Origin of the sequence: Bacillus sp. FSL W7-1346, assembly GCF_038593335.1 — a bacterium.
GTDB lineage: Bacteria > Bacillota > Bacilli > Bacillales > Bacillaceae > Bacillus > Bacillus altitudinis.
Window position 1 is genome coordinate 2,458,285 of record NZ_CP151988.1, and the last position, 15,442, is coordinate 2,473,726.

Below are 15,442 nucleotides of genomic sequence, written 5' to 3' on the forward strand. Positions count from 1 at the left end.
CCCCAAGAGGACACTATTTTTCATTCGTTAATTCATATGTTTGATAGCTGCCGAGTAGTTTCACTTCACAGCCAATTGCTTCTAATTCTTGAATGGCGCCAGGGACAAGTACATCATCCATCTCTTTTTCGATATCAATGATAAATAAATAGTGTCCAAGGCCTGTTTTTGTCGGACGCGATTCAATTTTGGACAAATTGAGATTCCGCCATGAAAAAGCTGATAACACACGGTGCAATGCACCTGACTGATCATCCTTTGGCAGGCTGACAACAATGGTCGTTTTTGGCTTTGAAGAAAAACCAGAATTCATTGGGAACGATGCCTTCGCCTCTTTATGTAAAATGACAAAACGTGTATGATTGTGCGGATAATCATGAATGTCTTTTTTCGCAATCGTCAATCCGTACGTTTTTGCGGCGATTTCATTCGCAATCGCACCAACAGCTTCATCTGGATGCTCACTGATGTATTTCGCTGCATAGCCTGTTGATTCCACTGGCCGATGCGGGATATTAGGAAACTGTCTCTTCAAAAATTGATGACACTGCGCAATGGCGTGCGGATGTGACTGAATCACATCTAATGTCTCCCAGCTCTCCGCTCTCGATGGATGGACAAGCAGGTGCTGGCGAATCGGTGCTGTCATTTCGCCCACAATGGACAAAGCGTCCTCATGAATTAAATAATCAATCGTTAAGTTCACAGATCCTTCGAGTGCATTTTCAAGTGGAACGACCGCCAAATCTACTTCTCCCTTTGACACGGCATCCATACATTGCGGAATGGTTGCATAAGCCCGCTGCTCTGCATCTTTTGGAAAACAAGAACAGACAGCCAAATGAGTAAATGTGGCCTCTGGTCCAAAGTAACCTACCGTTAATTGCTTCATCTGCTATGATCTCTCCTTTTACGCCCCAGAACCTAGAATTTCAACTTTTTCGACAAATTCAAGTTTTCTTAATTGATTCATGACTGTATTGATATCATCTGCCATGCCGGCCGTACTGATCGACAGGGTGACATTCGCTCTTCCTTGCAGCGGAATCGTTTGGTGAATGGATAACACATTACAGCCAGAGTCAGCCACAATTTGCAGCAGCCTAGACAAAGCCCCAGACCGATCCTCCAGGTGGAAAAACAATGTGATGATCTGCTCTTTGACCATTGTATAAAATGGAAAAACAGCATCTCGATATTTATAAAAAGCACTGCGGCTTAAATCCGCTTTTTGAACAGCATCGGCAACTGAATCCGCTTTTTTGCGATCGAGAAGCTTTTTGACTTCAAGCGTTTTTCGCATCGCATCCGGAAGTACATCCTCTCTTACTAAATAGAACGTTTCTTCTTTCACCTGTTTTCTCCCCTTTTAAAAACGGGAGAGCCCATGAACTGGACCCTCCTTTTGATCAATCGATAAATTCAAATTCAAATTCAAGCAGACGAATGATGTCTCCATCTTTTGCACCACGTTCACGCAGGGCATCATCAACGCCCATTCCGCGCAGCTGTCTAGAGAATCGTTTCACTGACTCGTCTCTTGAGAAATCTGTCATCTTAAACAGTCGCTCAAGTGCTTTACCAGTTAAGACAAACGTACCATCAGGATCTCTTGAGATCTCAAATGCTGCTTCTCCTTCATCAAACTTGTACATCACACGGTTATCAGAGAGCTCTTCTTCATTGTAGAGCGGGAATTCTGGTGTTGTTTCAAGCTGATTGGCGATTTCAAATAAGAGCTCACGAAGCCCCTCTCTTGTGATCGCACTAATTGGGAACACTTTATAGTCATCTGTTAATTTTTCTTTAAATGCCGCTAGATTGTCAGCTGCATCCGGCATGTCCATTTTGTTCGCTACAATGATTTGCGGACGCTCTGTCAATCTCATATTGTATTGCTCAAGCTCTTCGTTAATCGTCACGTAATCTTCGTATGGGTCACGCCCTTCAAGTCCAGACATATCAATGACATGGACAATGACACGTGTACGTTCAATGTGGCGTAAAAATTGATGACCTAAGCCAACACCTTCGTGCGCTCCTTCGATCAGTCCTGGCAGATCCGCCATGACAAAGCTTCGGTTATCGTCTGTTTCAACAACTCCGAGGTTTGGCACAAGCGTTGTAAAATGATAATCCGCAATTTTTGGTTTCGCAGAAGAGACAATCGAAAGCAGCGTTGACTTCCCGACACTTGGGAAACCAACAAGTCCAACATCTGCAAGTACTTTTAATTCTAAGATGACGTCACGTTCTTTACCTGGCTCACCGTTTTCAGACAGCTGTGGTGCAGGGTTTGCTGGTGTTGCGAAGCGTGAATTTCCACGTCCGCCACGTCCGCCTTTGGCAATCACAGCCCGCTGTCCATGCTCTGTCAAGTCAGCTAGCACTTGTTCCGTCTCGGCATCTGTCACAACTGTACCAGGCGGAACTTTAACAATCATTTCTTCCGCATTTCGGCCATGCTGGTTTTTACTCATTCCATGCTCGCCGCGGTCCGCCTTGAAATGACGCTTATAACGAAAGTCCATTAACGTTCTAAGTCCTTCGTCTACTTCAAATACTACATCTGCACCATTTCCGCCGTCGCCGCCAGCTGGCCCGCCTTTTGGCACATATTTTTCACGACGGAACGCCACCATACCGTTTCCGCCGTCACCGCCTTTAACATACACTTTAACCTGATCTACAAACATAACTTCCTCCGTTTCTCTGCATCACATATCTCGTTCTTGCCTCAAACAAAGCTCAATCATGGACTCATGATTCGTCACATGAAATTGCGTTATACTCATACATGGATAGTTTGCGTCATGAAACGCATTTAACGCATCCAAACTTGTTAATTTTCCTTTGAAATCAAAATATAAGATCACATCATTCTCTTCATGATCCGTTTGGAAAGTGACCGTTAAATGATTTTCAGTTTTTTGGCAAACTGATTGATCGAATATCGAAAACAACTCCCGTGATACCGTTAGCAGCTGCGATTCATATGCTGATAAGTCTCGGGTTTCACCAAGCACTTCATATTCTAGGGTGATAAAATGCGACTCCCAATTAAAGGTTAGAAAGTAATAGGCCAATTGGGGAATTTTTAAATTTGAGAGTTTGGATTCATGCTGTGCTTCAATGACCATTTCTTCTATTATTTCGAACACTCGGTCATATTTTTCTAATGTCAAGTTGCCTTTGATTAACTGCAATTTATTCATCCAGTCGTGTCTTGAACGACTAAGCAGATGGATCAATTCATTCGTTAATGCAACGTGAGTTAATTTTTCGTTTTGTTTACTTGGTATCTCTTCCATTATCGCACTCCCAATCGTTTGGTCTCTCTTTTAGGAGTCTTATCATCAATATGTCTCCCTGAATTATAACAGAGAAGACAGCTTAGAAAAACACTAGTTATGTGAGGAAAGGTTGTTTTTTCTGATCGTATAGGAGAAAATGAGGCAAAGTCAGCAAACATTCTTTGATATTTATGGAGTGCATCTTCTTTTATCATCTTCGGTACTACTTGTAAAAAGCGCAAAAGCTCCCTGAATAGTGAAAAAAACTCCAGTCAATGACCGGAGTTTTTAGCAATTATTGTGCCGCAGGATATACGCTCACTTTTTTACGGTCACGACCGAAACGTTCGAATTTAACTGTTCCGTCGATTTTAGCGAAAAGAGTGTCGTCGCCTCCGCGTCCAACGTTTTCACCTGGATAGATTTTCGTTCCACGTTGACGATAAAGGATAGAACCACCAGTTACGAATTGACCATCAGCACGTTTAGCGCCTAAACGTTTAGACTCAGAGTCACGTCCGTTCTTTGTAGAACCTACCCCTTTTTTAGATGCGAAAAATTGAAGATCTAATCTAAGCATGAAGTTCACCTCCTATTTTTTTGTAGATATTCTCACATAATCGTGATAATCTCGTTCAATTGTTTCTAAGGAAACGACCATGCCTTCTAAAAGCAACTGGGCTTTTTCAAAGGTGACTGGATCTGTATCAGCTGGCAGTTCAAAAGAGAAATACCCGCCTTCATCTCCAATATCAAGTAGTGGATCCATTCCTGTCAGTGCAATAATTGAATTGACTGACCCGAAAACAACAGCAGATACACCTGCACAAACGAGATCCTGACCTTTTTCAGCAAACTCGGCATGTCCAGTCATCTGAAAAGACGTAATGCTTTCATCTGCTGGCGACCGAGTAATGGTTGCTTTGATCATATCACTCACACGCCTTAAGCGTTGATTTTTTCGATAACAACTTTAGTGTAAGGTTGACGATGACCTTGTTTCTTGTGGTTGTTTTTCTTCGGTTTGTACTTGAACACAGTAATTTTTTTACCGCGACCTTGTTTTTCAACTTTAGCCGTTACTGTTGCTCCAGCAACTGAAGGGTTACCCACTTTGACAGTGTCTCCGCCGACAAACAATACGTTTTCGAAAGTAACTGTTTCACCTGCTTCAGCAGCTAGTTTTTCAACATAAACAGTTTGACCTTCTTCAACTTTTACTTGTTTACCACCAGTTTCGATAATTGCGTACATCTCTGCACCTCCTAATAAACTCAGACTCGCCGAATACAGGGGGCCAATAGGCACTTTACACCTGCTCCGCGCGGTTGTAGCACGGGTGCTACATATCCATAACATTAAAAAATATATCAAATTAGACGCTGAATGTCAATGTATTTTCACCATTAGTACGGCAAAAGAAGATCTTCCATGGAAGAGGTGGTTCTTCGATCTGAAAAATAAGCATGGAGCAATTCATTTTCATCGAGCTGGCTCATTTTCACACCATTCCGTTCGATAATAATGGGATGCTTACAGCCCCTTTGGAATCGCGCCATCACTTCATATATTTTCTCCTCAGCACCCGCTCTCAGCGGAATGAGTTTCTCTACCTTTTGCTCTTTTTTACCGTAATAACGTTCTAGTAAAAAACGTACCCTAATATAATGCCGCTGCCGGTGCTCCATCACAAGCGAGTAGGCTAAAAAAGTGAGCAGGATCCAGCCGTTGAATTGCAGCGGAGCAAAACAGAGTAACCCTGCTGTCAAAAGACCGAAAAAAATGAAAGATCCTTTTATTGCAAGGGCATGTGCCTGTTGGAAAGGGTAAAAAACAGATAAGAGCAAAAAGAATAATTTCCCGCCATCAAGCGGCCAAATGGGCAAAAGGTTCACTAGAAAAATTGCTACATTATAAAAAGTAAACATCGTAAAGACGTCATATGAGATAAGTGAGGCTTCCATGAGAAGCCAGGCGACGAGCTGGAGCGGGACATGCTGAAGCGGTCCGCATAAAATGACCGCCAGCTCTTCTTTTAGCGGACGGTTCCCATGCTCTTCTACTTCTACCGCCCCGCCAAATGGCAGTAAAAAAATCCGCCGAATCCGCCAGTGATAATAACAAGCAGCCGCTGCATGTCCAAGCTCATGGACACAGACGATAATGAGCAGACAAAGCAGCGGCTTAATTTGACCTGATAGCATGGCAAATGCCATGACTATCCAAAGGAGCGGGTGAACATGGACCTTTGTCAGCATGAGCAGCCATCTATTCAAAGGTCATCACCTGAATGGGATCAATAAACTGTTCATTTTGCTTAATGGCAAAGTAATATGTCCCCTTGCCTTGTTCATCAAGCGCAATTTGACCAATTTTTTCCCCTTTATCGACAAAATCGTATAAAGCCACATCAGCTTCTTTTAGTTGACCGTACCAGCTGTAGCTGTTATCTGCATGCTGCACCACGACTGTGAGCCCTGTATCACTTTTCTTTTTCACTTCTACGACATAGCCTTCTTTCATACTATCGATGGCTTCAGCAGATGTTTCAACTTTCACTCCGGCACCATTTTGCGTAAAGGATTCCTGCACTTTTCCAGAGGCAGGGACAGCCAGCTCTTGATTGGCTTGTACGTCTTTTTGTCCTTCTTTTTTATCGGTCAAAAAAGCAAGTGGGTTTCCGACAGTCTTCTCAAACCACCGGTTGGCGGCGGCAAATTGAAAATCTTGTTCAAAGGTTTGACTGATCATCGGCTTCAGCCGCTGAAAAGGCCCCGCCTGTCCTTTAAATGAAATAGCGGCAATCAGTACAAGAGAGGCAGAAAGTAAACATTTAAGCACAAATGTATTTGAATGAAATAACGGATGGCGAAATTTTTTCGGCTGATGAGAAGTTGACTCGTAGGAAGCCGAGCCAGAATGCTTTTCTTCTTCTGTTAACATGACCCATGGCGGAATATCATCTTTCTTCTTGAAAGCTGCCTTCTTAGGGGCAGCAGCTGGCTGCTTCATTTTGCGGCGCTGCGCTATTTTCTTTCGATACTCGTCCACTCTTTTCATAAGATCACCCTTTACATACAAACAGTTTGTACATTTTATGTGGCGACCTCATATGATATGCAACAAAAAGACCGATTCTCATCGAATCGGTCTCATCTCACGTGAATCATTATGCTCTTACACCGAAAAATGCTTTCAGCTTTGCAAACATCCCTTTGTTTTCTTCTTCAAAGGATTGAAGAGGAACAGATTCACCTAGTACGCGGCGAGCAATATTGCGATACGCAATGGAAACTTTATTTTTAGCATCCATGACAATCGGTTCACCATTGTTTGAAGCCTTAATGACGTCATCATCATCGGCTACAATGCCGAGAAGATCAATTGATAAATGATGGACAACTTCATCCACATCCATCGAATCGCCATTTTTCGCCATGTGTGTACGAATGCGGTTCACAATCAAACGAGGCGGTTCAATATCCTCTTGTTCCAGCAAGCCGATAATTCGGTCTGCATCTCTCACAGCTGAGATTTCAGGTGTCGTGACCACAATCGCTTTGTCAGCACCTGATACAGCATTTTTAAAGCCTTGCTCAATTCCAGCAGGGCAATCAATGACAACATAATCAAAGTCTTGTTTCAATGATTGAATTAATTCTTTAATCTGCTCCGGCTCTACCGCCGTTTTATCGCTTGTTTGAGCAGCAGGTAAAAGATACAAAAGATCCTCGAACCGCTTATCCTTCACAAGCGCTTGGTGAATCTTGCATCTTCCTTCTACTACATCGACTAGATCATAAATAATGCGGTTTTCAAGCCCCATCACGACATCTAAATTCCGAAGGCCGATGTCGGTATCAACTAGACACACTTTTTTTCCTTGAATTGCTAGTGCTGTGCCTAAGTTTGCAGATGTTGTTGTTTTGCCAACGCCGCCTTTTCCTGAGGTAATCACAATAGCCTCGCCCAATTTCACATTCCTCCCTCAAGCCTTGTCAGATTAGGTCTTATATGAGCCAATTGCTGCAGGCGTTCAATGATCATATTGCCATCTATATCTAAATAAGCACATTCCATTTCATTTCCATCTTCTTTTTGATCCGGTGCACGATTAAACACCTGTGCGATGCGAAGCTGGGTTGGAATCATATGAGATGCCGCAATCACAGCTTGTTTGTTCCCATTACATCCAGCATGCGCTACACCTTTTAACGCACCGAGCACAAAAATATTCCCCCCTGCACGAATGGTTCCGCCAGGGTTGACATCTCCTATTAATAAAAGATCCCCTTCGACATAAAGCACCTGGCCAGAGCGTACAATTTTTGCTACAGAAGTAATCTCAGCCTCTGCTTTTAAACGTCTCGCCTCTTCAGTTGACATGACGTCACTTTCAATAGAGTGAATGACGAGATGTTCATTTTCAGACACCGCTTCAGTTAAACGCGCCTCTTGATCCTCTGTTAAATATCGAAAACCAAGTTTAATATGCACATTGACTTTATGTCCTTCTCTTCCGTCTGTATATTGCTCAAGTAAAAGAACCTCTCGCAAGCCAGAAAGAAGGTCTTCAAACGAACAGTCATCATTTAACAGTAATGTTAATCCGTTTTTTGTACCTTTTATTGTCACATACTGCTGTTTTTGAGTTTTCAAGATGCTCACCTCAACAACATACTCATTTCGCCGTAATTGGACAAACTCCTGCTTTTATTCGTCGATCAGTCCTTGTTTCACATTGATGAAAAAGAGCCTAAGCGGCACAACAAGTATGAGAGACGCAGCAGTATTTAAAAGAATCGTTGGAATAAAGCGTTCGATGACATACGTATTAAAAGGCATAATACCTGGTTGAATCGTCGCTTGAACGCCGTACACATAAAACTCCATCACTGCAACAGCAATCATCGATAGAAAGACAACGACTAACATATTCGTTTGGAGGACTTTGAAGGCTTTTGCTAACAAATAGCAGAGCGCACCAAAGCCAAACATATGAACACCAAGAATACCTGTATACGAAATATCATATAAAAGTCCAAAGACAAATCCATAAATCACACCATATTTTTGATTTACAAAAGCTGTCATAAATACAAGTGCGAGTAAGATGAAATGAGGTGCTAAAATTTGATTGTCTGAAACAAATGGGAGCTTCACTAAATCGACAAAAATACTGTCAAATACGAAAATAAACAACATGACGAAAGCAAGAAGGACACGTTTCACGAGCCTTCCTCCTTCGTTAATTGAGATGCATCTGCCGTACTTGTGCTGCGATTCACAACAATCACGCGGTCTAAATTATTGAGTTCAGCAGCTGGTTCTACATAAATAATTTTTGTCAGTCCGTAATGGTCCGGCTCAATTTCGCTTACCTTCCCAATCGTCAAGCCCTGCGGGAATACGCCCCCTGCTCCAGATGTTTCAACAAGATCTCCTTTTTTGACATCCCCATCAGCATCGGATTTTAAAATGTTCATTGTCAGCATTTTTTTCTTGCTGTCATAACCGTTAATAATTCCATTGAGTTCTTCTTTGCCCTTTTTCGCAAAAATTTTCGTTGAAATTCTATTATTTTGATCTGTAGAGCTTAGCAACCTTACAGTCGACGTAAAATTGTTGAGCTTATCACTTTCAATTTTCCCAATTAACGCACCACTCTCATTGGTGACCGCCATATCTTTTTCAACGCCTTGTTTTTTCCCTTTATCAATCATGACAAAACTATCCCAAAGGGACGGGTTTCTCGCAATGACTGTTGAAAGTATGGGCGTGTAGTCACGAATAGAGTTCACATATCCGAGCTGCTTGCGAAGCTTTTTGTTCTCATCTTCTAGTTCTTGAAGTTTCGCCTCATATTGGGTTTGTCCATCAAGTTTTTTTCGAAGACGCTCGTTTTCATCATATGTGTTCTTTAAATCTTGTACGTTCCCATAAATACCGGCAATAAATTGTGATGGTTTATGAAAGACACCTTGAAAAAAGCCTGTCGTATCCCCCACTAATTTTTCCGGCCATGAAGCACCTCTGCCGCTTTTCACTGAAAAACCAATCATGGCCACCAGTACGATGACACAGACAAGGAGCAACATTAATCTTTTATTCATAAAAAACTGCGGCATGTCTTACACCTCTTTATTTACGCCCAATTATCGATTATCTTTAGATTTTCCTTTGAACAAGTGAATATGTTCTAGTGCTTTCCCTGTTCCGATCGCCACACAGTCAAGCGGATCTTCAGCAATAATGACCGGCATTTTTGTTTCATCACTAATGACTTTGTCAAGATTACGTAGCAATGCACCGCCGCCTGTTAACACAATTCCACGGTCCATAATATCTGCTGCTAGCTCAGGTGGCGTTTTTTCAAGTGTCATTTTGACCGCATCGACAATTGTTTCCACCGTATCGCGAAGCGCTTTTGCAATTTCTTCTGCCGTAATAGAGATCGTTTTTGGCAGACCTGTTAAAAGGTCACGGCCGCGAATGTCCATCTCATCATGTACGTCAGGCTGCGCAGAACCGATTTCCATTTTAATCGCTTCTGACGTGCGATCACCAATCATAAGATTATACGTTTTACGAATGTAGCTGCTGATCGCATCATCCATTTCGTCTCCTGCAACACGGATCGATTGAGATGTCACAATACCGCCAAGTGAAATAATGGCTACTTCTGTTGTACCGCCGCCAATATCTACAACCATGCTTCCAGTTGGCTCCCATACAGGAAGGTTAGCACCGATTGCCGCAGCAAATGGCTCTTCAATAGGGTATGCGTCACGAGCACCAGCTTGTCTTGTTGCATCAATGACTGCACGCTCTTCTACTGCTGTAATACCAGATGGTACACACACCATCACGTAAGGTTTACGAGCAAAAAGCCCTTTACCTTTTAATGCTTGATTAATGTAATATTTCATCATTGTTGCTGTCGTCTCGTAGTCTGCAATGACTCCGTCTTTCATTGGGCGCAGTGCCACAACATTACCAGGTGTACGACCGATCATGTTTCTAGCGTCATTTCCAACCGCCACTATAGACTTCGTATCAGTTTCCAAAGCTACGACCGAAGGTTCTCTCACAACAATGCCTTTTCCTTTAATAAAAACAAGCGTATTCGCTGTTCCAAGATCTATTCCAAGGTCTTTTGTACCAATTCCAAACATATGTATGTATCTTCCTTTCTTAAACCAAAATTCCCTTTAGGGAAAAACTCATAAACTCTATTATATCGTAAAACATTGAAAAAAAAAGTGTTACAAATACCCTTTTTCCTTCAAACTCACAAATTTTTGATCACCGATCACTAGATGATCAAGCAGCTGTATTCCAATCAGCTTCCCACATTCAAAAAGTCGCTGTGTGACTTCAATATCTTCCCTGCTGGGCGTCGGATCTCCAGATGGATGGTTGTGCACACATATAAATGAAGCGGCCGAACGTTTAAAGGCCTCTTTAAAAATTTCGCGCGGGTGAACAATCGACGAATTTAGACTTCCGATAAACACAGTATGTTTATGAAGAACTTGATTTTTGGTATTGAGATAAAGACAAACGAAATTCTCCTGCGTCAAAAATCTCATATCTTCCATCACAAAATTCGCACCATCCTCCGGCGTGCGGATCACATAACGATTGTCCGTCGTTTGATGGTGTAATCTAGTGCCGAGTTCTAAAGCAGCTAAAAGAGAGATCGCCTTCGCTTTTCCAACTCCTCGAATCTTTGACAATTCTTCAATCGAAGCTTCCTTCACAGAACGAAGACCACCAAATGTTTGTAAAAGTCTTGCGGACACTTGAAGAACTGATTCCTTTTTTGTACCTGTTCTCAAAAGAATCGCGACAAGTTCATGGTTTGATAAGCTGCTTGGGCCATATTTGACAAATCGTTCGCGCGGCTTTTCATCATGAGGAAAATGCTTTAGCAGCATAGGGAAATGATTCAAGATCTACACTCCTTTTTTGATTCCTTCCCGTCATCAAAAAGGGGTGATACCAAATGTTTCAAGCACTCTGACTGTTTTAGCAATAGGGAGTCCTACAACGGAAAAATAATCACCGTCTATTTTTTGTACAAACAGGGCACCTTTTCCTTGAATGCCATAGCTTCCAGCTTTATCAAGAGGCTCACTGGTTTCAATATAGCGGTCTATTTCATCTTGTGTAAGCGGCCAAAATGTCACGTCTGTCTGTTCATAAAATGTTTCTTTTCTATTCTCTGATTGAATCGTGACACCAGTCAAGACTTGATGTGTCTTACCTGACAATAATTGAAGCATTGAGGCTGCATCTTTCTTGTCTTTTGGCTTTCCAAGACATTTGCCATCAATTGCAACAATTGTATCTGCACCAATGATCACAGCTTTGGGATGTATTTTTTGAATATCATTTGCTTTTTGTTCTGCCAACCATTGGACGTTCTCAGCAGGAGAAAGGTTTCGATTTATTTCTTCTTTTAAATCACTTGCCTGAATGTCATAAGAAAACCCTGCTAAATCAAGCAATTCTTTTCTTCTAGGTGATTGAGATGCGAGTATTAACTGGTTCATGTTTGTTCATCCTTTCAGGGTTTAGCCTAAGAAGTAAGATACCCATTCATCCTATCAAATGAACATCTTACCGACAATTGACGAAAATGCAATTTTCATGTTCCTACATCATTATGTTGGAAGCAAAAGAAAAAAACTAGTCATTTTTTGACTAGTTTGGCTGTTAAAAACATGATTTTACGTATTTAGTTGATCTAATAGCGCTTGCTGAGATTTCCAGCCATTTTCAGCAGATGGGTCATTTAAAAGCTGTACAGCTTTCAGCAAACTGCTTTTAGCTGGTGCATCGGTTGTTTTGGCATTTTCGAGTTCAGAAATCAGCTGAGTGACTTCTTTTTGATCCACATCATCTCCTGCAATCATCTTAGAGGATAAGACAGATGCCTTCTCTATTAAACCTGTCAGCTCATCCGGCACTTGAAACGAGAGCTCTTTTCCTCCCCATGCTTCAAAGTGCTGATCGATCAATTTTTTCCCAACGGCACTTGTCATCCCTTGTTCTGTGGCAAGTCCGGCAATCACATAATATCCATCATCCATTGATACCTTTTTACCTGCATATCCTGCCTCTTTTAAACTGTCCACTAAGTCATCTGCTCCTTTTTCAGAAGAAAACTTTCCAGCCTGCACCACAAAGGTTGAAAAATGACCTGATGCACTTTTTTCACCTTCATTGTCCTTTGACGTATCTGCAAGATCAGCCGGTGGCGCATCTCCCCCAGCTTTCGCCGAAGGTCCGCTTCCAGATGCTGAGACGCTGATATGATCGCCTCCTGATGGATTGGCAGACCCATCTTTACTTAAACTTAATGCAAATACACCGAGGCCTGTCCCTAGAACGACTGCAAACACAATCGTAGTCATCACTCGTTTGAAGGGACCGCGATTTTTACTGAACTTCTGGTCAAAAGAACCTTTTTTCTTTTGATAAGGTGTGACGACCTTTGGATCCGAATGGTAAATGTGATCAGCTGCATCGTCCCATTGAAAATCTTCTTCTTTCGGTTTGGACGGTTCCTCCTCGGAAGCGGCTGTCTCCTGTTCCGACTGCCTCTTTTCCTCCCAGTTCGAAAACGTCACTTGATCCTCTTGCTGTTTTTGAGGTTGATGCTCTTCTCCATGCAGCATTTCTTCCTTGCCATTAATATTGACCTTTAACCCTTGTTTTTTTGCCTGCCTTTTTTTCACTGTCATTCCCCGCTTTCTGACATTGTTTGTAAGAAAGACCTTTCTGTCCAATGAAATAGCGCGAATGTAACCCGTCCTTCTTTCTGTTTCACACTTTAACATAGCCAATAAAAAAAAGAACAAGACTTTTGTCGGCAGGTTCAAAAAGTGTTCGCCAATTTTCTCATCCGAAAAAATCGCGAATTGGGTTTAACAGATCACCACAAAAAAGATAAAACCAGAAAGAACAAGCGATGGCAGGAACAAAAGGAAAGGGTTCATTTGCCTTGTAAGAAAACACCTTTGCGTAAACCATTCCCGTGACAGACGAAAGAAAAAGAATGATCAGAAACGGCTTAAATCCGAAGCAAAATGCAAGCACACCAAATAGTTTGACATCCGCTCCCCCCATACTATTTGGCTTAAAATGTTCTAAACTATAAAACAAAAGAAGACAAATAAGAAGGGATGCCGCTCCTTCCCACCAAATAAAAAGTGGTTCTAGCATGCGGTATATGACGAAAAGAGGAAAAAAGAAGAGAAAGAGCTCGTTGGGTACTCTCATATAAAAAAGATCGCTCACGACAGCAATCACGAATAAACTACATAGACTCACAAGAAAAAGGCCCTCATAAGAGAAACCAGCATGTCTATAAACGAGTAAAAAAAGGACGCCTGTCAACAGCTCAACCAGTGGATAAAGCAAAGAGAGCCGGGTTCCACAATGCTTACATGACCCTTTCAATACAATATAAGAAACAAGCGGGAGCATGTCGTGAAAAGAAAGCGGCTCTTTACAAGCTCCGCAGTGTGAACGAGGAAAAAGAATGGACCGCTTCATCGGAAGCCTCTCACCAACTAGATGAAAAAATGACCCCATGACCATGCCTGTGAAAAACATAAAAAAATCAATCAAATTAGGTGACTCCTTCCGGAAATAGAATAGACCGGATTGTACCATAGCGATTCACCTTTGATCACCTTGCGAAAAAGTGATTTTCCCCCTCTCCTACATATCAAAAGAAAAAAGACGCACACTGCATAGAAGCAATGTGCGTCTTTTCCTTACTGTAAAATACGACTTCGTACATCTGAGATAAAATAAAGCGAACCTGTCACCAGAATCATTGCTGAAGGGTCATCTCTTTTCTTCTGAATGAAGTCAAGCACTGCACGAGGGTCTTCATCAAACGATTTTGCTTCTAAATGACTGCAATCATAAAGCTTTTCCGCTGACTCAGCTCTTGGAAAGTCAAAGGAAACAAAATGAATCGATGAACTAATCCTTTCAAGCTTCTCGATCATTTGTTTGTAAGGTTTATCTTTTAACGCACTAAAACATACATGAACCTGTTTACTAGAAAAATGAGCTTGTACAGTTTCGATTAAACGGTCCATTCCTTCTTCGTTATGAGCACCATCTAAATAAACAAGAGGCTCATCTTGGATCTTTTCAAATCTTCCAGCCCACACCGCTTGCCGAATTCCTTCATACACTTGCTCATCTAGCACATGGATATATCCTTCTTGCTCCAGCCATTCGATCATTAGAACGGCAAGGGAGGCGTTCTGCATTTGATGCGTTCCGATTAACCCTGTCTCTAGCTGCGAGTACTCCCTTTTTGGGGTAGTGAATGTGAAACGTTCACCTGTTTCTGTCGGCTGCTGGTCCTTAAAGGTACAAGTATCATATAACGAGATAAACGGCGCATTCTTTTCTTCGGTTTTGTGTTGAATCACAGTAAGAGCATCCGCTTGATGAACGGCCGTGATCATCGGAATCCCAGTTTTAATAATGCCAGCTTTTTCTGCTGCAATCTGATCAAGTGTGTCGCCTAAAATGGCCATATGATCGTGACCAATCGACGTAATTGCTGTTAAGATGGGCGCTGCCACATTTGTAGAATCAAGTCTTCCGCCAAGCCCTGTTTCCAAGAGGACAAAGTCTACTTGGTGCACATGGGCAAAATAAGCAAACGCACATGCTGTAATGATCTCAAACTCTGTTGCTGCACCAAACTCTGTATCATCTAATTCATCAACTAAAGGCTTGATTTCGTTCACCAAACTCAGCCACTCTTCGTCCAAAATCGGCTCCCCATTAACACTAATTCGTTCATTGAACGTTAAAATAAATGGTGAGGTGAAGGTTCCAACTGAATAGCCCGCTGACTGTAAAATGGATCGAGTAAATGCAATCGTTGATCCTTTTCCATTTGTTCCAGCTACATGCACCGCTTTTATTTTTTGTTCAGGATGGTCTAGTCTGTCCATCAGCCATTTCATTCGTTCAAGTCCCGGTTTGACACCGAAAGCGAGTCTGCTATGAATCCATTCAATGGCTTCATGATAGGTTGTAAACAATGTCATCTCTCATTTCATACGAAATTTTCAAAAAAGACGACTCCAATTCATTAGGAGCCG

General features: G+C 42.0%; 19 protein-coding genes and 1 other annotated feature. All 19 genes read right to left on the bottom strand.

Translation table 11 applies throughout. The features are described from left to right. Positions 1-13: 13 nt before the first annotated feature. The 19 genes from pheA to NST09_RS12800 all read right to left on the bottom strand — a co-directional run bounded on the left by pheA (position 14) and on the right by NST09_RS12800 (position 15,388). Positions 14-892, bottom strand: coding sequence for a prephenate dehydratase (gene pheA, locus NST09_RS12710; protein WP_017358133.1), 879 nt, complete (start codon positions 890-892; stop codon positions 14-16). Between the two features lie 18 nt (positions 893-910). After that, positions 911-1,354 (bottom strand): ACT domain-containing protein, encoded by a 444-nt coding sequence (locus NST09_RS12715; RefSeq protein ID WP_008342790.1) that lies wholly within the window; start codon positions 1,352-1,354, stop codon positions 911-913. A 55-nt stretch (positions 1,355-1,409) separates the two neighbouring features. Next, positions 1,410-2,696 (bottom strand): GTPase ObgE, encoded by a 1,287-nt coding sequence (obgE, locus tag NST09_RS12720; RefSeq protein WP_007501521.1) that lies wholly within the window; start codon positions 2,694-2,696, stop codon positions 1,410-1,412. A 21-nt stretch (positions 2,697-2,717) separates the two neighbouring features. Continuing rightward, the gene (locus NST09_RS12725) at positions 2,718-3,311 is read right to left on the bottom strand and encodes a sporulation initiation phosphotransferase B (protein ID WP_007501522.1); all 594 of its coding nucleotides are present in this window, start codon (positions 3,309-3,311) and stop codon (positions 2,718-2,720) included. Between the two features lie 277 nt (positions 3,312-3,588). Next, entirely contained in the window at positions 3,589-3,873 is a 285-nt protein-coding gene (gene rpmA / locus NST09_RS12730; protein WP_003216586.1) for a 50S ribosomal protein L27, read from the bottom strand. A gap of 12 nt (positions 3,874-3,885) precedes the next feature. Further along, entirely contained in the window at positions 3,886-4,224 is a 339-nt protein-coding gene (locus tag NST09_RS12735) for a ribosomal-processing cysteine protease Prp (RefSeq protein ID WP_007501524.1), read from the bottom strand. Between the two features lie 14 nt (positions 4,225-4,238). Next, positions 4,239-4,547 (bottom strand): 50S ribosomal protein L21, encoded by a 309-nt coding sequence (gene rplU / locus NST09_RS12740; protein ID WP_003216781.1) that lies wholly within the window; start codon positions 4,545-4,547, stop codon positions 4,239-4,241. A gap of 12 nt (positions 4,548-4,559) precedes the next feature. Beyond that, positions 4,560-4,633: a sequence feature (ribosomal protein L21 leader region), on the bottom strand. A 66-nt stretch (positions 4,634-4,699) separates the two neighbouring features. Further along, complete coding sequence (locus NST09_RS12745; protein ID WP_217815989.1) at positions 4,700-5,569, bottom strand: M50 family metallopeptidase; 870 nt, start codon at positions 5,567-5,569, stop codon at positions 4,700-4,702. Further along, positions 5,562-6,353: a M23 family metallopeptidase gene (locus tag NST09_RS12750; protein WP_217815990.1), complete on the bottom strand. Its 792-nt coding sequence runs from the start codon at positions 6,351-6,353 to the stop codon at positions 5,562-5,564. The genes NST09_RS12745 and NST09_RS12750 overlap by 8 nt, the downstream gene beginning before the upstream one ends. A 109-nt stretch (positions 6,354-6,462) precedes the next feature. Then, on the bottom strand, positions 6,463-7,266 hold the full coding sequence (gene minD / locus NST09_RS12755; protein WP_017358134.1) for a septum site-determining protein MinD: 804 nt from the start codon (positions 7,264-7,266) through the stop codon (positions 6,463-6,465). A 2-nt stretch (positions 7,267-7,268) separates the two neighbouring features. Next, entirely contained in the window at positions 7,269-7,952 is a 684-nt protein-coding gene (gene minC / locus NST09_RS12760; protein ID WP_076822353.1) for a septum site-determining protein MinC, read from the bottom strand. Positions 7,953-8,006: 54 nt separating this feature from the next. Then, positions 8,007-8,525, bottom strand: a complete 519-nt coding sequence (mreD, locus tag NST09_RS12765) for a rod shape-determining protein MreD (RefSeq protein WP_025207721.1) — start codon at positions 8,523-8,525, stop codon at positions 8,007-8,009. After that, positions 8,522-9,421 (bottom strand): rod shape-determining protein MreC, encoded by a 900-nt coding sequence (mreC, locus tag NST09_RS12770; RefSeq protein ID WP_007501536.1) that lies wholly within the window; start codon positions 9,419-9,421, stop codon positions 8,522-8,524. Before mreC ends, mreD begins: the two co-directional genes overlap by 4 nt. A 27-nt stretch (positions 9,422-9,448) precedes the next feature. After that, the gene (locus tag NST09_RS12775) at positions 9,449-10,468 is read right to left on the bottom strand and encodes a rod shape-determining protein (RefSeq protein WP_007501538.1); all 1,020 of its coding nucleotides are present in this window, start codon (positions 10,466-10,468) and stop codon (positions 9,449-9,451) included. Between the two features lie 90 nt (positions 10,469-10,558). Beyond that, positions 10,559-11,233 (bottom strand): DNA repair protein RadC, encoded by a 675-nt coding sequence (gene radC / locus NST09_RS12780; protein WP_026050121.1) that lies wholly within the window; start codon positions 11,231-11,233, stop codon positions 10,559-10,561. A 48-nt stretch (positions 11,234-11,281) separates the two neighbouring features. Then, positions 11,282-11,851, bottom strand: coding sequence for a Maf family protein (locus NST09_RS12785; RefSeq protein WP_017358136.1), 570 nt, complete (start codon positions 11,849-11,851; stop codon positions 11,282-11,284). Between the two features lie 177 nt (positions 11,852-12,028). After that, complete coding sequence (locus tag NST09_RS12790) at positions 12,029-13,045, bottom strand: SPOR domain-containing protein (protein WP_076822503.1); 1,017 nt, start codon at positions 13,043-13,045, stop codon at positions 12,029-12,031. 157 nt (positions 13,046-13,202) lie between these two features. Then, positions 13,203-13,934 carry an A24 family peptidase gene (locus NST09_RS12795; RefSeq protein WP_025207723.1) on the bottom strand — a complete coding sequence of 244 codons (732 nt, stop codon included), beginning with the start codon at positions 13,932-13,934 and terminating at the stop codon, positions 13,203-13,205. A gap of 149 nt (positions 13,935-14,083) precedes the next feature. Further along, entirely contained in the window at positions 14,084-15,388 is a 1,305-nt protein-coding gene (locus NST09_RS12800) for a folylpolyglutamate synthase/dihydrofolate synthase family protein (RefSeq protein WP_342493047.1), read from the bottom strand. Between the last annotated feature and the right edge of the window lie 54 nt (positions 15,389-15,442).